General features: G+C 45.1%; 20 protein-coding genes and 2 pseudogenes. 9 read left to right on the forward strand and 13 right to left on the reverse strand.

From position 1 onward, the window contains the following. Positions 1–136: 136 nt before the first annotated feature. Positions 137–1,582: a methyl-accepting chemotaxis protein gene (locus SDEN_RS04490; protein WP_011495314.1), complete on the forward strand. Its 1,446-nt coding sequence runs from the start codon at positions 137–139 to the stop codon at positions 1,580–1,582. Between the two features lie 76 nt (positions 1,583–1,658). Here the strand turns inward: SDEN_RS04490 and SDEN_RS04495 are convergent, their stop codons facing one another. Beyond that, complete coding sequence (locus SDEN_RS04495) at positions 1,659–2,105, reverse strand: hypothetical protein (protein ID WP_011495315.1); 447 nt, start codon at positions 2,103–2,105, stop codon at positions 1,659–1,661. A 487-nt stretch (positions 2,106–2,592) separates the two neighbouring features. On the opposite strand from SDEN_RS04495, the gene SDEN_RS04500 reads away from it, so the two are divergent. Then, positions 2,593–3,267, forward strand: coding sequence for a nitroreductase family protein (locus tag SDEN_RS04500; RefSeq protein WP_011495316.1), 675 nt, complete (start codon positions 2,593–2,595; stop codon positions 3,265–3,267). 11 nt (positions 3,268–3,278) lie between these two features. On the opposite strand, the gene SDEN_RS04505 is transcribed toward SDEN_RS04500, so the two are convergent. Continuing rightward, on the reverse strand, positions 3,279–3,722 hold the full coding sequence (locus SDEN_RS04505; RefSeq protein WP_011495317.1) for a GNAT family N-acetyltransferase: 444 nt from the start codon (positions 3,720–3,722) through the stop codon (positions 3,279–3,281). A gap of 362 nt (positions 3,723–4,084) precedes the next feature. Between SDEN_RS04505 and SDEN_RS04510 the strand changes: the two genes are divergently transcribed. Both SDEN_RS04510 and SDEN_RS04515 read left to right on the forward strand, forming a co-directional pair. After that, entirely contained in the window at positions 4,085–4,318 is a 234-nt protein-coding gene (locus SDEN_RS04510) for a hypothetical protein (protein WP_232279926.1), read from the forward strand. Beyond that, positions 4,318–4,860: a GNAT family N-acetyltransferase gene (locus SDEN_RS04515; RefSeq protein WP_011495319.1), complete on the forward strand. Its 543-nt coding sequence runs from the start codon at positions 4,318–4,320 to the stop codon at positions 4,858–4,860. The genes SDEN_RS04510 and SDEN_RS04515 overlap by 1 nt, the downstream gene beginning before the upstream one ends. Positions 4,861–4,922: 62 nt before the next feature. Here SDEN_RS04515 and lipA read toward each other — a convergent pair whose 3' ends face one another. The 3 genes from lipA to ybeD all read right to left on the reverse strand — a co-directional run bounded on the left by lipA (position 4,923) and on the right by ybeD (position 6,895). Continuing rightward, a complete protein-coding gene (gene lipA, locus SDEN_RS04520) occupies positions 4,923–5,888 on the reverse strand; it encodes a lipoyl synthase (RefSeq protein WP_011495320.1) in 966 nt (321 codons plus the stop codon). A gap of 1 nt (position 5,889) precedes the next feature. After that, the gene (gene lipB, locus SDEN_RS04525; RefSeq protein WP_041406053.1) at positions 5,890–6,540 is read right to left on the reverse strand and encodes a lipoyl(octanoyl) transferase LipB; all 651 of its coding nucleotides are present in this window, start codon (positions 6,538–6,540) and stop codon (positions 5,890–5,892) included. A gap of 88 nt (positions 6,541–6,628) precedes the next feature. Then, positions 6,629–6,895 (reverse strand): DUF493 family protein YbeD, encoded by a 267-nt coding sequence (gene ybeD / locus SDEN_RS04530; protein ID WP_041406054.1) that lies wholly within the window; start codon positions 6,893–6,895, stop codon positions 6,629–6,631. Positions 6,896–7,230: 335 nt separating this feature from the next. On the opposite strand from ybeD, the gene SDEN_RS04535 reads away from it, so the two are divergent. Next, complete coding sequence (locus tag SDEN_RS04535) at positions 7,231–8,775, forward strand: DUF2235 domain-containing protein (protein ID WP_011495323.1); 1,545 nt, start codon at positions 7,231–7,233, stop codon at positions 8,773–8,775. Positions 8,776–8,866: 91 nt separating this feature from the next. Here SDEN_RS04535 and pepA read toward each other — a convergent pair whose 3' ends face one another. Further along, positions 8,867–10,375 carry a leucyl aminopeptidase gene (gene pepA, locus SDEN_RS04540; RefSeq protein ID WP_011495324.1) on the reverse strand — a complete coding sequence of 503 codons (1,509 nt, stop codon included), beginning with the start codon at positions 10,373–10,375 and terminating at the stop codon, positions 8,867–8,869. Between the two features lie 411 nt (positions 10,376–10,786). On the opposite strand from pepA, the gene lptF reads away from it, so the two are divergent. Together lptF and lptG are read left to right on the forward strand one after the other, a co-directional pair. Further along, positions 10,787–11,899 (forward strand): LPS export ABC transporter permease LptF, encoded by a 1,113-nt coding sequence (gene lptF / locus SDEN_RS04545; protein WP_011495325.1) that lies wholly within the window; start codon positions 10,787–10,789, stop codon positions 11,897–11,899. After that, positions 11,896–12,954, forward strand: a complete 1,059-nt coding sequence (gene lptG, locus SDEN_RS04550; RefSeq protein ID WP_041405673.1) for an LPS export ABC transporter permease LptG — start codon at positions 11,896–11,898, stop codon at positions 12,952–12,954. Before lptF ends, lptG begins: the two co-directional genes overlap by 4 nt. A 96-nt stretch (positions 12,955–13,050) precedes the next feature. Here lptG and SDEN_RS04555 read toward each other — a convergent pair whose 3' ends face one another. Then, the gene (locus SDEN_RS04555) at positions 13,051–14,193 is read right to left on the reverse strand and encodes a DUF3541 domain-containing protein (RefSeq protein WP_011495327.1); all 1,143 of its coding nucleotides are present in this window, start codon (positions 14,191–14,193) and stop codon (positions 13,051–13,053) included. 262 nt (positions 14,194–14,455) lie between these two features. Here SDEN_RS04555 and SDEN_RS04560 point away from each other — a divergent pair, with 262 nt between their 5' ends. Next, the gene (locus tag SDEN_RS04560; RefSeq protein WP_011495328.1) at positions 14,456–15,307 is read left to right on the forward strand and encodes an HDOD domain-containing protein; all 852 of its coding nucleotides are present in this window, start codon (positions 14,456–14,458) and stop codon (positions 15,305–15,307) included. Positions 15,308–15,390: 83 nt separating this feature from the next. Here SDEN_RS04560 and SDEN_RS04565 read toward each other — a convergent pair whose 3' ends face one another. The 5 genes and pseudogenes from SDEN_RS04565 to SDEN_RS04585 all read right to left on the reverse strand — a co-directional run. Beyond that, the gene (locus SDEN_RS04565) at positions 15,391–15,900 is read right to left on the reverse strand and encodes an RDD family protein (protein WP_011495329.1); all 510 of its coding nucleotides are present in this window, start codon (positions 15,898–15,900) and stop codon (positions 15,391–15,393) included. A 2-nt stretch (positions 15,901–15,902) separates the two neighbouring features. Next, a complete protein-coding gene (locus SDEN_RS04570) occupies positions 15,903–16,154 on the reverse strand; it encodes a DUF2960 domain-containing protein (RefSeq protein WP_011495330.1) in 252 nt (83 codons plus the stop codon). A 102-nt stretch (positions 16,155–16,256) separates the two neighbouring features. Next, positions 16,257–16,808 carry a GNAT family N-acetyltransferase gene (locus SDEN_RS04575; RefSeq protein WP_011495331.1) on the reverse strand — a complete coding sequence of 184 codons (552 nt, stop codon included), beginning with the start codon at positions 16,806–16,808 and terminating at the stop codon, positions 16,257–16,259. A 1,170-nt stretch (positions 16,809–17,978) separates the two neighbouring features. Further along, positions 17,979–18,677, reverse strand: a complete 699-nt coding sequence (locus tag SDEN_RS04580; protein WP_011495332.1) for a hypothetical protein — start codon at positions 18,675–18,677, stop codon at positions 17,979–17,981. A 567-nt stretch (positions 18,678–19,244) separates the two neighbouring features. Next, positions 19,245–19,865: pseudogene (locus SDEN_RS04585) on the reverse strand (carboxypeptidase M32); the annotation flags it as partial. 89 nt (positions 19,866–19,954) lie between these two features. On the opposite strand from SDEN_RS04585, the gene SDEN_RS04590 reads away from it, so the two are divergent. Next, positions 19,955–20,971, forward strand: a complete 1,017-nt coding sequence (locus SDEN_RS04590; RefSeq protein ID WP_011495048.1) for an IS110-like element ISSde4 family transposase — start codon at positions 19,955–19,957, stop codon at positions 20,969–20,971. A 267-nt stretch (positions 20,972–21,238) separates the two neighbouring features. Here the strand turns inward: SDEN_RS04590 and SDEN_RS04595 are convergent. Then, positions 21,239–22,126 (reverse strand): annotated as a pseudogene (locus SDEN_RS04595) (carboxypeptidase M32); the annotation flags it as partial. Between the last annotated feature and the right edge of the window lie 18 nt (positions 22,127–22,144).

Consider the following 22,144-nt stretch of genomic DNA (forward strand, 5'->3'; position numbering starts at 1 on the left):
ATGAGCTAACTTAAATAGGCGCGCTCATTTAACTAAGTCGCTAAATAACAGCGAATTTTATGTAAATTTTACGCTGAGTTTTCAATTGTGCAGCGGATCTGGGGTCACGGTATCCGCTATTTTAGGAATATAAAGCATGAAGCCAATAGAGTTTAGAAAAATCGATGCAATACTGATTAAATTTAGCTTGAATGGTAAATTTTGGATTGTATGTTCTATGGTTACAGCCATTACTAGTGTGATTGCCTTGATGAATTATCAACATGCTAACCAACTCATAGAAGCGCAGTCCATGGCAAGAGTGAGTGCCGCAGTGGAAGCCGTAGCAGGGGTTGCCAGCAAGCAAAATCTCACGGGTGCTAACCTCGAGGCTTTTGCCGAGCAACATAATTTTCAACTAGCTTCGCAATTAGTGAATCGCCGTATGGGGGATTCAGTGACCGCTAGCGCAGCAGCAGGGACACAGTATTTACAACAAACTCAAATTGTTACCGCTTGGGAGCAGGATGCTCGGGGGGACACTCAGTTATTACTGTGGCTCGCACTTATCGGGCTTTTACCGCTATTTCAGTTAAGTTACTGGATCTCAACCTCTTTGGGGGGCGGGCTTTGGGACATGTATATTGCCATTAAGCGCTTGGCTGATGGTGATTTAAGCTGTCGATTGAATTTTTTTGGCACTGATGATTTCAGCATGATAGCCAATGAAATCGATCGCAGCGCCGATAATATGAGTGAAATGGTCAAAGCGATTCGAAGCAATGCTCATACCTTAGAACTTGCCTCAAGCGAATTTAATAAGCAGGCTAATACCAACGGTCAGTTGATAAGCCAGCAGCATCATTTTCTAGATTCAGTTTCCCATGCCATGGAGCAAATGACCGCGGCCATTGCCGATGTCTCTCATAATGCCAGTGATACCTCAACACGAACTAAAGAAAGCGCTAAGCAAGTGGACTCTAGCCTAGTGCAGATCAGTGGCTCGGTGAAGAGCATCAGCAGCCTCTCTGAGCGTATTGGCGAAGTATTCTCCTCGGTAGAAAAACTGTCAAAAGATGCCACTCAAATTAATGCTGTAGTGACCACGATTAACAGCATTTCAGAGCAAACCAACTTGTTAGCCTTGAATGCGGCCATTGAAGCGGCGCGAGCGGGTGAACAAGGGCGAGGCTTTGCTGTGGTGGCGGATGAAGTACGTACTTTAGCTGGACGCACTCAACAGGCGACGGTAGAAATTCAGAAAATGATTGAAGGATTACAAGCGGGATCGGTCAAGCTCAGCGGCATCACCAATATGATTGTCGAACAAGCCGAAGAGGGCCGCACTAGTATCAGTGGGGTGGGTGATGATGTGGCTTTGATGGCCGAATCTATCAATGCGGTGTTTGACATGAGCAGTCAAATAGCGACCTCGGCAGAAGAGCAGAGCGCCTCATCTCGAAGCGTGTCAGCTCAGATCTCAGATATTCGCAAACAATCAGATACGATTTTAGCTAATGCTAAAAAAGCCGAAGCCTTGGCAAGCAGCTTAGAAACGGCCTCGAAGGACTTGGAGCAACTATTAGTGCAGTATAAATTGTAACTGGACTGAGGTTAGCTTCAGATTATCTCACCATGAAACCGGCAATAGCCGGTTTTTTCACACAGAATGAAAGGGTTTACTTTAATGGGTTAGTGACACTTTTTTCATCGAGCTTCTTGGTTAACGCCGCTATCATACCGTTATTGATCAAGATTTCTTGTTGGATTTGTTCCCTTTTTTCAGCTGCCTGCTCGGAATTATCGCCTTTTAACTCCCTGAGCTGCTCTTTAAGCTGTTTAATTTTTTCTTTCAGGTTTTTAATTTGCTTTTCAATGGGAGAAAGCACTTCATCACTATCACTCCCTTGAGGCGCTTTGGTGTCAGAAGTGCCTTGTTTATGCAGGGCTGCACCAGTGGAAGCGGCGAGGGCATCCATACCCGCTTGGGTAATGGAGACAGTATCAGCAGCCCCTTGACTAGCGGCCAAGGCAGTCGTTATCGTCCCATCAGTAGCTTGAGGGCGAGCTTGAACCTTAATTGGGTTTTGACTTGCTAAAGTGAGTTTTGCGCCTGAAATTTCCATTGAATGCCCTCTAAGCCTTAGATTCTATTCCTTTGCAGCCTTTGACGTTGAAGTGCAGGCATCCAAATACTCATAGCTAATGAAGGTTTATCGGCTGGTGGGCTCTTTTATTGAGTTTTTTTCAGCGGCTCCCATAGCATGAAACACAGCGATTAATCGGGCAGAAAAACTAACACAAAAAACAACATAAAAACCCAAGCTGGAGTGTGGCTGATCATGTTATTCATAAGTGTTCCCTTAAATTGTCGCTTCTTAGGCTGTTAGAAGTTAATTCTTGCTAATGTGTGGTTATTAAACCCTAAAGGCTGAGATTGAAATAGTGCCCAAAGTCATGACTGTTTAATGTCTCACTTGCGCTTATATCTGCCAGTGGTTAGATTTATGTTGCAAACCACCTGTGGTAACGGTTCATTGAATGACAAAAGCGTTGGATACCTGGGTGCTAAGGGACTAGGACTTGCGCAAAAACTGAAATTAAGGGATTGATATGAAAGAGCAACACCTGCCGTTAACCGATTTTATTGAATATTCACAAGATGAAATGTTGAGTCGCGCCCAAGCCCATTACACGGAGATTAAACGCCGCCATTCTATTCGTAATTTTTCTGACCGCGCTGTGCCAAAAGATATTATCGCCCAATGTATTTTAGCCGCCGGCACCGCCCCAAATGGCGCCAATCATCAACCCTGGCACTTTGTTGCCATTAGTCAACCGCAGGTTAAAGCGCAAATCCGCCAGCAAGCGGAGGCATTAGAGCAGGCTTTTTATGGGGGACGAGCGGGGGAGGAATGGCTCGATGCCTTAAAGCCCTTAGGGACAGATGCGGATAAAGCCTACCTTGAACACGCACCTTGGTTAATTGCTGTTTTTAGCCAAAAACGTTTGCAAGAAGCTGGGCAAGAAAAAAGTAACTATTATGTTCATGAATCGGTAGGGATAGCCACAGGCTTTCTTATTCAAGCCCTGCACAATGCAGGGCTTGGCACCTTAACTCACACGCCTAAACCCATGAGTTTTTTGTCAAAAATATGCAAGCGAGATAACGATAATGAAAGGCCTTATATGCTTATCATTGCCGGATACCCAAGCGAGGATGCCACCATTCCAGCTCATGCCGTAAACAAAAAATCCTTAGATGAAATCTGTGATTTTATCGAGTAAACACTCTTCATTTACTTTTCTTCGTACATCAAATAGTGGCTTTGCTCCATGCCTAGGGCTTCATAAGTGCGCTGGGCTGGAGTATTTTCATTTTCCACATAAAGACGGAAGCTGGCCGCGCCGCCTTGCTCCTTGGCTAAGTCTTTCACTGCTTGATAGAGTTTGGCGTAGATCCCTTGGCGACGGTATTGAGGTAAGATATACACACTTTGGATCCAATAATAGTTTTTCGCTCGCCAGTCACTCCATTCGAACGTCACCATCAAGGAACCTGCGATTTCACCATCGATTTCAGCCACTAGGTAGCAGCCTTTATCTGGATGCGCTAATAAGGTACTCACGCCTAAGGTTAAGGTTTCGCTATCGAGTTGCAGGTTTTCAGTTTCTAATGCCATCGCCTGATTGAAATTAACCAGTGCAATCAAATCTGTGTGTTGGCCTGTTCTTATTTTCATTGTGAACCTATATGTTGGAGAGTGTGGGTCGCCGTTATCGTTAGGTTTTGGCGTTATCAATATTTAGCTGAACAAATTGCGTAAACAAACGCTGAGGCTTAGCTAAATTATCACATAAACATCATGAATATCACTAGCCAAACAGTGGCGGCGCTAACCCCAAGTCATGAGATAGTGCTTGGGTGACGCTTCATCATGCTAGTGAAGTATTATTTAGCGTTATGAATAGCTACCTAGAATAACTTTCCTAGATTATCATAGCGGCTTAATTCCTCCCTAGTGGTTGTAATAACAATGAAGTTGTTAACACTCTTTAAAGCATTGCATTGCATTGCATTGCATTGCATTTCATTGGATTAGCTATGTTTTTTCTAGGACTTTGCGGCTATTTTTTTACTCAAATAAGCCTTGAATTATCAGGCATGCTAGTGCTTTCAAGCTTGATTGGTCTCGGGCTGATGTTAATGAGTCCATACCCTATAGTGTTATTTTTGCAATGGGCACAGCAGCAGGCTGACAATCAAGCAGCCAATCAAAGTGCGAACTCTACTGCCAATCAAACCCCAGATAGTAAAAACCAGAATGAGAAATATTGATGTTAACCTACCGTAAAGCGACATCCGATGATGTACCTGCATTAGCAAGACTCGAGGCTCAACACGTCAGTGATGAGTTGGCTGGCGCCGACATCAGCCAATTAGCAGGTCAAGGCTTCAATAGTCAGGAACTTACTACTTTGGTTAATCGGCATTATCTGCAGTTAGCGGAAGATGACGGGGTTATCATTGGCTACGTCATTGCCGCTACCTGGGATTTTTTTGGTCAGCAAGGTATTTACCGTGCCTTAGAAAATCGACTCGGCACACTTGAACATGATGGACCTAAATTGACGATTAAAAACTGCTGCCAATATGGCCCGATTTGGATAAGTCCAGCGTACCGAGGTAAGGGCATATTTGCTCAGTTGGTGGCTAAGCTCGCCCTAGAAGTGCGCAGTCAATTTCCTTATATTCTGACATTCATTGCCGAAGATAATGCCCGCTCTTTTGCAGCTCATACCGCCAAAGCCAATATGCAAGTGGTGGATTTTTTTAGTTTTGAGCGAAGGGATTATTATCTGTTACTTAAACACATTTGAATTAGACAAAAAATAGCGCCATAGGCGCTATTTTTTGTCTACGATGAACTGTTTACGAAGGGCTATTTCACTTCTTTCCCTTGAGCTTGTAAGTCGGCATGGTAGCTCGAACGTACCATAGGGCCACAGGCGGCGTGGGTAAAACCTAGCTCATCGGCCAAGACTTTTAACTCGTCAAACTCTGCGGGCGGTACGTAGCGCACCACAGGTAAATGGAACTTCGATGGCTGTAAGTACTGGCCTAAAGTCAACATTTCCACATTGTGGCTTCTTAAGTCACGTAATACCTCGGCGATTTCTTCATTGGTTTCACCTAGGCCCATCATCAAGCCCGACTTAGTAGGAATATGTGGGTGACGCTCCTTAAAGCGTTTAAGTAAATCCAATGACCACTGATAGTTAGCCCCAGGCCTTGCCTTGCGATAATGAGCTGGCGCCGTTTCTAGGTTGTGGTTGAATACATCCGGCGGCTCGGCAGACAGAATATCAAGTGCGGCATCGATACGGCCACGGAAATCGGGTACTAGCGTTTCAATTTTAATGTCTGGATTGAGCTTGCGAATTTCACGAATACAATCGGCAAAATGTTGGGCACCGCCATCGCGTAAGTCATCACGGTCAACTGAAGTGATCACCACATACTTAAGCTTCATGTCGCGGATAGTTTGCGCCAATTTGACTGGCTCTTCGGCATCAGGCTTAAGTGGACGACCGTGGGCAACGTCACAAAATGGGCAACGGCGAGTACAGATGGCGCCTAAGATCATAAAGGTCGCAGTGCCGTGATTGAAGCACTCAGATAAATTCGGGCACGAGGCCTCTTCACATACAGAGTGCAGGCCATTTTTACGTAATGCGGCCTTAATTTCTAAGATGCGTTGATTCGATGCCGGTAACTTTACCCTTAACCAATCGGGCTTTCGCAACATGGTTTCGCGCTCAGAAGGAACAATTTTCACCGGAATACGTGCCACTTTGTCTGCATCGCGCAGCTTGACACCAGGTTGTAATCTTTCAGGCCTATTCATTTTATTCTGCTAATCCTTGGTGGTGGATAACTTCTTGGTAACCTAAGGTTTTAGTGAAAGTGTCGATAAGTTTATCTCCGGCTTCCACCACGCTTTGCGGTCCATTTAATGCTTTCGATTGCACCATTTCAAGCCCTGCATAGCCGCAAGGGTTGATGCGCCTAAAAGGAGCTAAGTCCATGTCGACATTTAATGCCAAACCGTGGAAAGAGCAGCCTTTGCGAATTCTAAGGCCTAAAGAGGCTATTTTACGCTCATCGACATACACCCCAGGGGCATCCGTTTTGGCGTAGGCCTTAATATCATAAGGGGAAAGCATATCGATTATGCTTTGCTCGATATGATTAACCAATTGGCGCACCCCTAATTTGGCGCGCTTGATATCAATCAAAGGGTAGGCGACTAATTGTCCCGGGCCATGGTAGGTCACTTGACCGCCCCTATCCACTTGAATGACAGGGATATCACCCGGGTTTAGTATGTGCTCGCTCTTGCCTGCCTGCCCTTGGGTGAACACGGGTGTGTGCTCCACAATCCACAGCTCATCTTGACTGTCTGCGCCGCGATTGTCGGTATAGGCTTGCATCGCATGCCAAACTGTCTGGTAATCTTGCTGACCAAGGTGCCTGATATGTAGCGTTTGAGGTAGCAACAGTGCCTCTCCCTTGTAAAAAAGTTGGCTCATTATACTCGTCACTTGAGTAAATGTAAGTCCTAGGTCAACACTGGCGAGTCCAGTGCTATAAAACTCTCTTTACACCTTCAATCGCCGCAAGCTCCATATAAGCCCTTTCTATGTGCTCTTTGCTAGTGACAGTAATGCGTATGGTAATGGAGTAATAACTGCCTTTACTGGAGGCTTTGGTGGTTGGTGCGTAATCACCAGGCGCTAACTGCTGGGCTACCGCTACCACGCGATCGATTAAGGTATCGTCTGCATCGCCTATGACTTTAAAGGGACAAGAGTTAGGGAACTCCATGACTTCATCGAACGTTGTATTTAGCATAATCTGAATTCTCTGGGGCTTAAGCGTAAACATGGTTAACAATATGGTGCTAATTATACCTATTTCAAGACAAGTGTAGTTTGAATTAATTGCACTTTGTTGAGGAGAGTTTTTAGTGATAGCTTAAGTGGCTGTTTAAACGGATTATTTAGCCATGCTTTGCTTAAACTCCTCCTTGTTTTATTCACATCTTTGATGCTGGACTGTCATTTTTAGGTGGTTAATCTTGACAGCAGGGATGTAGAGCATGGTCTATCGTTTCTGGGTTAATTTACTTAACTTAAGCTTTGGGCTATAGGTTAAGGGTTTACTCATTTTTTGCATGGAGGCCCGAAATGGCTAATTTAGTGATTTGCTGTGATGGAACGTGGAACAATCCACAGCAAGAAGATAACGGAGTACCGTCCCCAACCAATGTGTATAAGCTCGCCAATGCCATCGCTCCTTTGGACAATAACGGTGATAAGCAGATGGTTTATTATCACCCAGGCCTTGGTGGTGAAGATTCTGGCCTTAAAGATGCCATAGTTGATGGAGCACTTGGCGTCAGTATCAAGCGTCATATTTCCAGTGCTTATTATTGGTTGGCTACCCATTACAAGCCTGGTGATAGTGTCTCAGTTTTTGGTTTTAGCCGCGGCGCGTTCACGGCGCGCAGTCTTTGTGGGTTATTAAAACAGGGCTTGTTGGACTTCAAAGGTTTATCAGAGAAAGAGTCATGGCAGCGCACTCATGATTTATATGATTTCTATAAAAGGGTGGGCGCCGCACTCACACCTAGCTTCTTTATGGATAATGCTGCCCCCTTCAAGGTGCATTTTCTGGGGGTGTGGGACACAGTTGGCGCCTTAGGGATCCCTAACGATTTAGAATTTTTAAATTTGTTTGATGACCCTGAACGCTGGCGTTTTCATGACACTGTGCTTGGGGATAATGTTAGCATCGCGCGCCATGCCATGGCTTTGGATGAAAAACGCAGCAGTTTTACTGTGACTCGCTGGAGTAATGCGGACAGCCATAACAATGCCAAAGAAATGTGGTTTTCTGGGGTGCACAGTGATGTCGGCGGCGGTTATGCGGATTGCGGTTTGGCAGACATATCCCTTAACTGGATGATCGAAGAAGCGACTAAGGTCAGTGAACAAGGCAATAAGCTAACGTTTAGGCCGGGCATTTCTGCACTGATGAAACCGGATCCTAACGCTGTGTTACATAATTCTTATAAAGGTGTTTTTAGTAAATTACGTTCAAGACCTCGCAATATAGGTGCCGTGCTTCCAGCGAATGAAGCCTATTTTCATTCCAGTGTCTTTGCCCGTCAAGCCTCATCTCCATTAGCCTATCCTGCCTATTGGCCAACTCAGTCACTGGCGGTGGGAGAGTCTTTGGCTGTGGATGTGTTTGCTAAAAAACACTGGAACCCGGCTAATTTGTATATGGAAAAAGGTCAAAAATATTGCTTTAGTGCAACGGGTCAATGGCAAGACAGTAAAGATACCTGCGATTGGAAAGGCACTGAACACGGTAACCTCACTGGCGGGGATATCGTTCGCGCTGCCTCATCCTTATGGGGGATTACCGAGCGGGCATTTATGAAAATCACCAAAAACAAATTCACGGATTTCTGGGGCACCAAGCGAGTCGAATCCTTAGAGTGGTTTGTTGCCGTAGGTTGTATCGCCAATGATGATGGTGTACTCAATGCGGTTAATAACGACGGCAGTCCAGAACCCCATAAGTATTTTGCTTTGCCTGACCATGAGCAGCATGGCTTAGAGGTGAAAAATAGCGGCTATTTTTATGCTTTCGCTAACGATGTCTGGTCTTTGTATAACAACAATCATGGCAGCATTACGCTTACTATCACGCGCATCGAATAAACTCGAGTGTTAATTTAAGTAATAAAAAAGGGTGAAGCAGTTATGCTTCACCCTTTTGTTGTTAACGCCGATATTGAATGGCGAAAACCGATTATTCGCTGATTTCAACCCCAGAGCGGTTGATCAAGAATTGGCTTAAGATAGGCACAGGACGGCCGGTAGAGCCTTTGTTTGCGCCACTATTCCAAGCGGTACCAGCCACATCTAAATGGGCCCAGTTATATTTCTTGGTAAAACGCGATAAGAAACAAGCTGCAGTAATAGAACCTGCTGGGCGGCCACCTAAGTTAGTCATGTCGGCAAATGGGCTGTCGAGCATATCTTGATACTCTTCCCACAGTGGCATGCGCCATGCGCGGTCGCCACTTTGCTCGCCGGCATTTAATAGTTCATGTGCCAGTGGATTGTGAGAGCTGAACAGTCCTGATGCATGTTTACCTAAGGCAATGACACAAGCACCGGTTAAGGTTGCTGTGTCGATAACAAGTTCAGGCTCGAAACGCTCAACATAGGTTAATACGTCACACAAGACTAAACGTCCTTCGGCATCGGTATTAAGTACTTCAACCGTCTGGCCTGACATAGTGGTTAAGATGTCGCCGGGACGGTAAGAGTTACCAGATGGCATGTTTTCACAGCCAGCAAGAATACCTATTACATTGATGGGTAAGTTCATTTCGCACAATGCTTTCATGGCGCCAATAACGCCAGCAGCGCCGCCCATGTCATATTTCATTTCATCCATGGCTTCGCCAGGCTTCAATGAAATACCGCCTGAGTCGAAGGTTAACCCTTTACCCACCAATACAATCGGCTTGTCAGCACTGTCCACAGCGCCTTTATATTCCATCACAGTCATGATGGATTCATTGCTACTGCCACGGCCCACAGCAAGGTATGAGTTCATACCCAGTTTGGCCATTTGCTCTTCGCCTATGGTGGTGACTTTAAGCTTGTCATGGGTTTCAGCCATTTGACGCGCTTGAGAGGCTAAATAGGCTGGATTACAGATGTTAGGCGGCATATTGGCGACATCGCGGCATAAATGCATGCCCGCAGACACAGCCATACCATGTTCCACGGCGCGCTCACCTATGGTTAATTCTTTACGTGTCGGTACATTGAACACCATCTTGCGCAGTGGACGACGAGTTTCACCCTTACGGGTTTTTAACGCGTCGAAGCTATAAAGACTGGCTTGCGTGGTTTCAACGGCTTGGCGTACTTTCCAATAGGTATCACGACCCTTTACATGCAACTCAGTCAAGAAACACACGGCTTCCATTGAGCCAGTTTCGTTTAATGTGCTGATGGTTTTGGTGATAATCTGCTTGTATTGGCGCTCATCGAGCTCACGCTCTTTGCCACAACCTACAAGTAACACCCGTTCGCTTAATACATTAGGCACATGATGCAGTAATAACATCTGTCCTGGCTTACCTTCGAGATCGCCGCGGCGTAGTAGGTTACTGATATAACCTTCGCTGATCTTATCTAACTGCTCGGCAATACCTGACAGACGGCGAGGTTCGTAGACACCAACAACGATACAAGCTGAACGTTGCTTTTCTGGGCTGCCGCTCTTTACGCTAAACTCCATGAGCACTCCTAGATTCTTAAAGACAAAATTTTATATTTATTAGATAATGTTAGCATTTGGCGACTATAGCCAAGAGAACCACCTGAAGGTCGTGATCTTTACACTGTTTGACTCAACAACTGGTTTCAAAAACTTGCAGCAAGATGTTAACCATACTGGTGTATCTTAACGCGTAACGAGTTGGATCATTATAGTCGAGTTCAGTGTTTGCATCTGAGTCTGAGTACATTTTTCGGCAATGATGTGTTAATGCATCTTAGTTTATCGCCGCCCTTTGTAGGCAAAGACTTAGCTTAGCAAGAGACCTTACGAGCTGGTCGGAAAACTCTCAAAAACTGCTAAAAAACACAGTTTACATGAAAGTTACTCTGATACCAGTAAAAAGATAAGTTAACCCAGCGGATCCCACTTGTGATTGTATTTAGATACCTGATAGCTGAAGTTTTAAAGGCACAATTTGCGGTACTTTTAGTGCTGTTAACTATTTTTATTAGCCAACAATTTGTTCGAGTATTAGCTGACGCCTCAAATGGCGAGTTTCCTGCCTCTTTAGTCCTGACTTTATTGGGATTGAACTTGCCCCAATTAACCTTACTCATTTTGCCATTAAGTTTCTTTTTAGGGATTTTATTGGCTCATGGACGCATGTACGCCGAAAACGAAATGGTGGTGCTTCACAGCGTTGGCGTGAGTGAATGGTATGTGGCTCGTGTCACCTTATTAATCGCGTTAGCTAACTTAGTGTTTACCTGCGTGCTATCCATGTATGTGAGCCCTTGGGCGGAAGAAAGGCAGAATCAAGTATTAGAAAAAGCCCAATCTGAAGCAGGACTTGCCGCCTTAGTGCAAGGACGATTCCAGGCAAGCCCCAATGGCCGCGCCGTGTTGTTTGTGGAAAAAATTAGTAAAGACAATCAATTGAGTAAAGTGTTCGTTGCTCAGTTACCGGATCCCGACGATAAAGAAGGCATGAGTAATGTTGTCGTCGCCCAGCAAGGGCGAGTGATAGAAGACAGTATTGGCAGTCAACAGTTGCAACTGGAGCGTGGGGTGCGTTACCAAGGCAGTCCGCAAGGGCTGGCCTATCAAGTCATCGAATTCGGTGGTTACCGAATGGAGATAAAAGAGCAAGAAGTGGATGAGCGTCGGCGCAAATTGTCGGCCCTGTCGATGGAGCAACTCAATGACACCCAAGGTCCTGAAGCCGCGGCAGAGTTTCATTGGCGTTTCGCTATTCCATTATCTATCCCATTATTAACCCTGATTGCCGTGCCGCTAGCTAGAGTGAATGTACGCCAAGGTAAATTTGCCAAAATGTTCCCAGCGATTTTACTCTACTTGGGTTATTTCGGCCTGATGATCGCCGGTCGTAAGGCACTAGAAGATGAAGTGATACCTGAGTACTTAGGCATGTGGTGGATCCATATTTCTGTCTTGCTCATGGGCGTATTCCTCCTAGGTAAAGAGCGGCCGCTATTTGTGAAATTTTCCTTGTCGCTGAAAAAGAATAAGGTGCCAGCATAATGATTTTAGACTTGTATATTGCCAGAGCGATATTGGCGACATCATCACTGTGCTTACTTATTCTTACGGGTTTGTCCGGCATTATTAAGTGGGTCGACCAGCTTAGGCTTGTGGGGCGCGGCAGTTATACCATGATAGATGCTGGCATTTATGTGTTGTTCCTTATCCCACGTGATATTGAAATGTTTTTCCCCATGGCCGTGCTGTTAGGGGCCTTGATTGGCATGGGCATGCTGGCTTCTAGCTCTGAATTAGTGGTGATGCAGGCTTCAGGTATGTCACGGTTACAAATAAGCATGTCGGCGATGAAAACTGCAGTTCCCTTAATGCTGTTAGTCATGGTTCTAGGGGAGTGGGGCGCGCCAGTCGCCGAGCGAAGTGCTAAAGAGCTGCAAGCAACAAAACTTTCTGGCGGGAGTCTAATCAAGTCTCACCGCGGCATTTGGGCAAAAGACGGCGATTTATTTGTCAATATTGGCGAAGTGGAAACGGTAAATTCATTAAATAATATCACCTTGTATGAGTTTGATGAGGCGATGAAATTAGTTAAAGTTATCCATGCGCAGGAAGCTCAATTTAAGGATGAGGCATGGCAATTACAACAAGTGAAAACCACAGTGTTTAGCGACGAAAAAATCACCTTGGTGGAGCAGCCTCTGCAGAGTTGGAATTCAAGTTTAACCCCAGATAAGTTAGGGGTAGTGTCGGTGAAACCTGAGGCGTTATCGATACAAGGCTTGTTGGATTATTTAGATTATTTAGAAGTGAATCAGCAAGACCCAAGTCGCTACAATTTGGCGCTATGGCGTAAAATCATGCAACCTGTGACCATAGCCGTGATGATGTTGGTGGCACTATCCTTTGTGTTTGGTCCACTGAGAACTGTGACTATGGGGGCTCGAGTATTGCTGGGCGTGGTGGCAGGTTTTGGCTTCTACATTAGCAATCAAATCTTCGGCCCCATGAGCATAGTCTATGAACTGCCCGCCGCAGTAGGCGCCATAGCACCTAGCCTGTTATTTACCACGGCAGCCGTCTATTACATTCGAAAATAATGCTAGAAGCTAGAAGCTTGAACCAGAGTCTAGGTTCATATGGCAAAAAAAAAGACAGCCCAGGCTGTCTTTTTTATTGTTTGTTAATACTGAATTTTACAGTGGTTCTAAACCATAAGGTATTTCTTTAAACACTTTAGGGTTGTTTTGATAGGTAGGGGCATCATGCACGCCTCTCCAATCTAATAGCATGATTGATAATGTATTTCTGTGCTCACCGCTGATAAGATCTGGATTACCTCTTGGCGAAGGCACCATGCAGTGCTTTCTATCGATATAGCTTTGGACGGTTTGACGAGCCTTAAATACCACAGGGTCGTCTTCCAATCCTGCTAACAAGAAGTTAATGCCTACTTCCGCAACCACGTCTTTGGTTGAATTGGCAGCAATATAGTCAAAGTGCTTACGATAATAATCGAAGATCCATTGGAACTCTTGCTGCGAAACCGGCTTCTTATAATATTCAGAAGCGGCGAAGATGATGTGTGTCATGCCATAGATTTTATTGTTGAATTGCTTCTTCGACAGTTTTTTATCTTTACTGTCTGGATAGGTCTTTTTGAAGGCTTTAATAAAATCATCGACCACATCTTGCTCGCCCATTTGGCGTAACCAATAGACTTGGTTAGCCAGCTGAGCAGCCCAGGCTCTGATCATGTCCTTGTTAGTGGCAAACTTCTTAAAGTCATAACGACGCAAGATTTCGCGAAACTTAGCATCGTTTTTGTGTTTTAGGCCGTATTCGTTGGCGCGTGCCAAAGGACTGAGTAAGTCTAAGGCAACGAAAAGATACTCAGGCATTTTCTTGGTGACCTTGTACCTTAACTGGCCACGCTTGCCTCTTTTGCCGTAAATGGCTTCATAAGCGCCAATACGCTTATCAATGTATTTCTGAATTTGCTCTGGTGTGTGTACTTCTGCTTCAAATTTATCTAAACGTGTGGTTAAGCGCGCCATGTCCATCCAGACTGACATGGCATATTTAGGGTCTAAGGTTTGTCGGTACATCCTTAAGCCGTAATGACCTATGACATAAGCAGGAAAAGAAAACAGCTTTGGCTCATAGGTATTACGAATAAGCTCTGCATCGGCTTTAAAGCTAGCTTCGATGGCGGCTCTATCAAGGGGGACAGACTTGGTTTGCTCTTGCTTACTAATGGGGGTAGTAGGCTCCTTGGCGTGTACCAAGGGGGTCATGACAAGGCTTAAGCCAAGTACAAGGGAAAACAATGGTTTCATGGAACTCCTTGTGCGCCCAAGCGGGCGAATTGATCTCCAGCAGCACTGATTGCAACAGGAAATCTAAATTTATCAGTCTAAGAGACAGATTTCAGTACTATGCGCTATTTTAAATCATTAAGCAGCTAGGGCCAGTAAATATTCTCGGAGGAAATGTAATCTTTTGACTAGGCTTAATGCTCATGCAGCCGAAATGCGTGTTTGTTGATGTTTAAGACCTTAATAAGTTAGTAAAAATTCATTGTTATGCAAAAGGAGAAATATGGCAATTTCAGTTACCGCAGAAGAAAAGCAAATATTGGCTGGGGTTACTATTCCGCCAAGACCGCAGGCATTACTGGATATATCCAAGGAAGCCAAACAGGAATACCCAGATGTGAGTAAAATTGCCAAGGCGATTTCTGAAGATGTGGGAATTTCTGCAGCAGTATTGCAGGTGGTGAACTCGGTGGCTTTTAGGCGAAACAATCAGATTTCATCGATTCATCAAGCTGTGATGACCTTAGGGATAAAGCGTATATTTCCTTTGGTCAAAGCCGTAGCCATCAAGGGGGCCTTGCCCGAAAACCCCATGTTGAATGAGTTTTGGCAATCATCCTCCATGGTCGCCAGTGCTTGTACCCTCTATGCTAATTTACTGGGTAAAGCTAACCTTAGCGATAATGCCTATATGTTGGGGCTATTTCACAACGCAGGTGTTCCTGTGATGCTGCAAGCCTTTCCCGCGTACCAAGCGCTCCTTATGAGAGGTATTACAGAAGGATGGGGGGAGGTCGCAAGCCTTGAAGTTCAGGAGTTTAAAACGTCTCATACAACCCTTGGGGCCTTACTGGCTCAACAGTGGGAGTTGCCCAAGCCCATGGTAGAGGTGATTTATTATCTCCATGACATTGACGGTATTTTTACTTCCGGTGAGTTGTCCGAGGTGGGCTTGTATTTATTAGCCATACTCAAGCTCGCTCGCTCCTCAGTGGATGGTGTCATAAGAGGGGAGTGCAACACCGATGAGTGGCTTAAAATTCAAGATCCTTTACTCGCATTCTTGAATCTGGATGAAGTTCAACTGGATGAATTCAGGGAGGAAGTGGCGGAGAAATTACGCAGTGAAGGCTAATATCAAGGCCTAGAAGAATTAACTAGGCCTTGTATAATCAAACTTGAGGAACTCATTAATGCGACTGAGTGCGACTACGGCGCTTAAGCACCGTGCCAGTTGCGCATCTGGTTTTCTTCTATGCTCAATAACACCACTTCTGAGCGAGTTAAACTGTCTTGCAAGGCCAGTTTATCGGGATTAATTAAAATCCACAGATTACCCAATCCTAATAATGACCATATCACTCGGGCGCAAGCGGTAATGAAACTTAAGTTTTGCCCGTTGGGGTGTTGCACTTTAAGTCTCCAGGCGCGCATGCCTAAGGTTTGTCCTCCTCGGCTCCAAAACAGGGCGTAAAAACTACCCACACACAAGACGAGCCACAATTGATATAGGCCGTGATACAGGGGGGTGGCGTTCAACAAATCGGAAATATGCTCATGGCCCGCCATGGCAATCATTCCAGATGAGGTTAACAGGAAAAAAACACCAAAGCCTAGGGCGCCAGAGAACATATACACTGCGACTGCCAGCAATAAGTCGTATACCGCGGCGCCTAAACGGCGCATAAAACTGGCTCTGGGGGCATTGGCGTGTTCAGGGGTTCTCATGCTTATTCATCCTCGTCGCGGACAAAATGAATGTTAGTAAAACCAAAGCGAGCAAATTCTGTTTTACGGTAATCTTTTTCAGCCTTAGCGCCTTTTCTAGAGGTCATAGCAATTTGTTGCTCCATGGCCAAAAAACCTTTTAAGTCTATACCTTCGGCTTCGGCTACCGCCTCGTATAAATCATGGTGCTTGTCATAGCTAAAGGCCATGGTTTTAGTTTTGCCTTTAAAGGTGTATGAAACTGTGCGTGCCATTGTGGCTCCTAAATAATACTGAATTTGTGCTAAAGCGGCCTTGGAACCGCGGAGTTTATTACAAATATGCTGCCATTGTCTGCTTGAACCACAGTTACCAACCTATTGTTGAGCGGTTGTGTCGAAGGACTCGCTCAAGCGATAACGCATGGCGCAAGCGCCGGGTGGATAACTCGCTAATGAATGTGTTGCATCTTGCCGACTAAATCCTTGTCGACTCCAATAACCTTGGGCACCTTGCACTGCCACTAAGCAAAGACTTGTGAGGCCTAAGCCATGGGCGGCATCGATTAATCGACTAAGAACCCGTTTGCCTATGCCTAAACCTTGAGCCTGTGGCAATATTGCTATGTCGTGTAAATACAGGCAGTCAGGCTCTGCCATGGGGGAGAGCAGCTGTTCTAAACCTATACTTACCCCTTCTTTCCAAGGGTGCGCGAGGCAATAACCCACTAATCGCTGGTTGTGCAGTATAACCAGGCAGGTGTCGGCCCCCAGCAGGTGCTTATTTTGCAATACGGCTAATGATTCAGGTTCAAGCTCTGTGTAGCACTGAGCTTGAATGGCTAAAATGTCAGGCCAATCCGTTATCTGTATAGGGCGCAGCTGCATGATGAATAGAGAGACAGTCGTTATTGAAAGCGTGGCGCTCATTATAACTAAAGCGTGCAAATAACCAAAGCCCAGCCTTCAACTGATTAAGACTAGGCTTTGGTAACTTGCGATCATTGATTTATCTATTACAGCCCAAGTGCACGACCAAGTGTAAGAAGCGAGTGAAAATCGATCGCTTTTGAACTCGTTTTTGGATAAAAATGAGCTAGAAAATTTACACTGAACTTGTCTGAAAAAACCAGTTGCTGAAATTTCTGCATACAGGCTTGTCATGCCCCGTTTTTTCATAAAAGTCTCGTAGATACAACGACTTTTATGAGGTCAAGACTCGTCGCTGAACGCTTGAAAACCAGTCGCTGAAATATCTGTATACAGGCTTGCCATGGCATTCGCTCAATGACACGCAGCAAGTCCGTCCTTGGATGCTCGAACATCCCGTCCATGGGATGGACGGTCGTCTCGCAAATTACCATGGCTCACCTTTTAGCATTCGTGCAATCTGTTAGCTCTTAAAATCTAGTCCCAGCCTATGTTAAACCTAACAGTACACTCCCAGGTTGCAACAATTACCCTCGAAGTTTCCGAAATACGATGATTAAAATACCGTGTAACCATCAGGGATGATGGTTAAGGCTCGTAGGGCACATGGATGTGCCGTCGAGCCGTTAGGTATTTTCTTCGTCTTATGAGGATCAACAACTTCGCGGGCGGCACAGGGGTGTTCCAAGAGGGGAGAATGCTGTTGTTTTCCCCTCTTGGCCAGTGCAGAGTGGAACCCTGCGACTTTGATCCAAACGAAGTTTGGACATCTTGCAAACAAGCTTTGGGGCATAAATGATTTATGCTCCGTGGCACATTTTTGGACAAAAGTTTTTATACACCAAAATAACTTAATTCCAGTGTTGCGAGTACAGGCTTACCATGTAATTTACTCATCGACACACGTAAATACATCCCTGTAGCTCGCTTCGACGTCCTGTCTCAGACGGTCGTCTCGCAAATCATCATGGTTCACCTTTTTAGCATTGGCGTATCTGTTAGCCTGAAAAGATTGCCAACCTGATTTTAGCTATCGATAAGCATCCAGCGCGATCAGATTAAACTCGTTTTTTGACATAAATGAGTCAGCGCTAAAACTCTGAAAATGATTGTTTGCATTAGAGAAAGTATGGCAGTCAAATATGTATTAATGCTCTCTTAAAGCACTTGTTAGCTATTTAACTCACGTAAAAGTACTTCAGCTAAACCAACACCAATTTCCAGTTGTTCATAGTCAAAATTTTCAGTCGTTGAATGGACCTGATGGTTTCGAATCATTCGTAACTTGGTTAATCTTTCAAATTGTTCCCAACTGATTTCGCCCGTTTTTTCAAGCTGTTCCCACTTGAACGTATGGCCAGCTGAAATCTTATGTATTTTGAACTTTTCATGGATACTTGACTCTAGTTGGTTCCAAAGCAGTATTAGATTCTCAATACTGACCGCTTTGTTTACCTTTTCTGTTTCAACGCCAAATAAATTGTTCAGTAAAACCGCTGCTATCTGTCTATATGCCTTTAAGTAACGACGATCGACAGATAACCCTGTTCCATCATGATAAAGTTGATTTCGGATTCGATGGTAATGTTCAATATCACCCTCATCTAGACCTATTAGCTTGGACGAAGCATTTTTAAACAGCAACTCGACCATTTTTGGAAAGCTATTACCTGCTTCATCTTTTTCCTTTCGAGAAAATTTAAACCCTGATAGTTTTTCGGGCAGAGATAAAAAGGTTCGTATTGATGTTTCTGCCGAGTTATCAATGCTAATGAAAGCTATTCTCGAATCAAATGCAGAACCTAATTCGATATGCGAGTCTGCATGACGGAGCAATTCTAATGCTCCAGAAGCCCACGTATTTTCCATCGATACTCCAAACTACTTTGAAATGGCTAACTCCGCATCAAGGTACGAGCTACGCTAACCTAAACTATTGAGCGATAGGTACAATAGTTGACTAGAAGTGAAACGGCCAAGCGTTGATGTCACTCTTAAATGCCTTGTTACAAACCATTTAACTGCGATATAGCGTATTCAGGCAGTTCTTCAGAAAGAAATGTGGCCAGTCATTACAAAAACAATAACATAATGCATTTTCGGCATGTGCTCAAGCGAGATTGTGAGGGTGTGTTGCTAGAAAGCCGATATCGCTGGAGTTTATGGAAACGGATTGGCTAAATCGGCGGATTTCCTTCAAAAACAGTGATTTTTATCTAAACGGTAACTCTGATGCTAATGAGAGGGTGTAGGACTAAATGGCTCGAGTTGATTTATTGAATTAGGCAGCTGGGATGATACGCCCGAGCCCATAGGGGCATCTGCTTACCTGACAAAGAGGCGTCGCCACTCGGGACGTTAGCCCAATGGTCGAGGTCACCTTGTAACGAACACAAGCGCCAAAGTGACCATTGTATTGTCAGTTATCAAACTCTATTAACGACTCACACTTAGGTAGCGCTGGCTCAAGTGTTGGCGTAAATAATCCCCGTTTAAGATTTCTCCTGTCGCTTGGCGCATTAATTCATCGGTACTCAATAAACTGCCCTTTGACCAAATATGCTTATCTAGCCAAGTAAAAATAGCCTCAAATTGACCTGTGCGCAGCATAGGCTCAAGTTCACCTATGCTTTGCTCCATCGCAAAACGTAATTGAGCAGCATACATAGCCCCTAAGGTGTAGCTAGGGAAGTAACCCAGTTCGCCTAAGGTCCAATGAATGTCTTGCATGCAGCCATTCTTATAATCGCCATCGGTATTAATACCCAATAGCGACTGCATCTGGCTGGACCAAAAATCTGGCAGCTCGCTGACTTCAAGGTTGCCTTCAATGAGGGCTTTCTCGGCTTCAAAGCGCAGTAAAATATGGCAAGGGTAGGTGACTTCATCGGCATCGATACGAATGCGGCTAGGTTCTACCTTGTTGTACAGCCCCGCGAGTGTATTGGCTGAAAAATTACAGCCCAAGTGTTGGTTTATTTTTGGCGCAATGAAGCTCAGGAAACCTTGACTATGACCCAGCTGCATTTCAAAAAACAGGCTTTGGCTCTCATGGATAATGGAATGGACCCATCCACTTTTAATCGGCCTCGCAATGGGCCACGATGTAGTTGCTAAAACTCATCAACAAAGAGGACGGGTCCACCATGAAGATTACTACAGTTGGTTTAGATATCGCAAAGTCTGTTTTTCATTTTGTTGGTGTAAACAAAGCGGGAAAACTAGTCAAAAAGAAGATGATAAAGCGTAAAGACTTGCTCCACTTTCTTGCTCAGATAGAGCCCTGCCTGGTCGTCATGGAAGCCTGTGGTGGAGCAAATTACTGGGCAAGGGAATTTGAGAAAGTAGGCCATCAAGTCAAATTAATAGCACCTCAGTATGTTGTTCCCTACAGGCAGGGAAATAAAAATGACTATAACGATGCACTTGCTATAGCGGAAGCAGCCCAAAGACCTAACATGCGCTTTGTACAACCTAAGCCCGCAGAGCAACAAGATATTCAGATGTTACACCGAATGAGAGAAAGGCTTAGCAAGCAGTCTACTGCACTGGTTAATCAGGTCAGAGGAATGCTCGCTGAGTACGGGATTGTCATCACAAAAGGAAAAGCGTCTTTTAGGTCAAAACTGCCAGATATTCTAGAAAACGCCGACAATGAGTTAACCGCCAAAGGTAGAAGCATTTTCTATCAACTGTACGAAGAGTTTAACGGTATCGAGGAGCGGCTTAAACGCTGTGACAATCAGGTGCAGCAAGAGACGAAGAACAATCATGTATGTCAGCGTTTAGAAAGTGTACCAGGTATCGGTCCTGTAACAGCAACTGCATTTTATGCCGCAGTAGGAGAAGGCAAAGACTTTACTAATGGCAGGCATTTTTCTGCATGGTGCGGCCTAGTGCCAAAACAGCACAGCAGTGGCGGTAAAGATAATTTGCTGGGGATCAGTAAACGCGGCAATGCTTATCTTCGAACTTTATTTATCCATGGAGCAAGAGCTGTCCTTTACCATAGTGATGGTAAAGGAGATAGATTTAGTCGCTGGGCAATAGCACTTGCAGAAAGGCGAGGATTTAACAGAGCTTGCGTTGCAGTGGCTAACAAGCTAGCGCGAATAGCATGGGTCATTGCAGCAAGAGAGGATGAATATCGGATGGCAGTATAAAGATCCAAAGCCGATGTTGATGTTTTAACGATAATTTTTTACCAACCACCAAGTTGCTTAGACACTTGATTTGATGATGAGACAGTCAGACTGATCTACTTAAAACCTTTTTTCGGCATAGGCTCTAAAGAAGCCGTAAGGATGATAAGGAAAGTAGAAGCACATATCCATCAGGGCCAGAGGTAATCTCATAAATAGGCCGAATATATGGGTGCAATGAACTCTTCTCAAAATTAATATCGAATGCCTTGCAAACCGGATGGGTCCATATATGCCCATTGAACGGGCCGCTCCTGCGGGCTGACCGCGCCATTCAAGGGGTAAACCTTGTTCATAACGGGCATGGCCTGTCTCATGGATGATCCCCATCAAAGCACTAGTAAAGTCATGACTTTGATAGCGAGTGGTTAGGCGAATGTCCCCGGGAATGCCACCACAAAATGGGTGGCTGCTGCTGTCCAGCCTGCCTTGATTAAAATCAAAGCCTAAGGTGTTCATGACATCCCTGCCTAAGGTCTCTTGGGCGCCAATATCATAGTGGCCATCAAGCGCTGTGATGGTGTGGCTCGACTGGCGAGTGCGTGCATCATCGATAAGACTTGGCAGCCAGAGTTTCATTTTATCGAAGGTTTGGGCAAGTTGAGTGCTTGATGTGCCAGATTCAAACCTTTGGAGCAGGGCATCATAGGGGCTGACATTGAGGGCCTTAGCGCGAATATGCGCCTCTTCGCGGGTGATGGCAATAACGGCTTCAAGGTTAGGTTTAAAGCCTTGCCAGTCATTGTTTATTCGCTGCTCTCGCCAAGCATTCTCACACTGATAACCAATGCGTGTCTTGGCCTCGACTAATTCTTTGGGAATAACACTGGCTTGTAAATATTGATGCTGCATCTCGGCTAAGTTTGCTTTTTGCATCATTGAAAGCGGCTCACCGAGTGCGCTATGTATGGCATCTTCAAGCATGGGGTGGGTCTTAAGCTCATGAATGTGCGAGGCTAACTCCGCCATGGCAGCAGCTCTGCCTTGACTGCCGCCCATGGGCATCATGGTGGCTTGGTCCCAATCTCCTAGGGCATTAAAATGCTCAAAACGGGCGATTTTTTGATAGTGGGCCTCAAGAAAATGATACTGAGGAGAACTTGATACTGGCGACATACTAAATGGTCCTAGGCA

The organism is Shewanella denitrificans OS217, from assembly GCF_000013765.1.
In the GTDB taxonomy this organism is placed as follows: Bacteria; Pseudomonadota; Gammaproteobacteria; order Enterobacterales; family Shewanellaceae; genus Shewanella; species Shewanella denitrificans.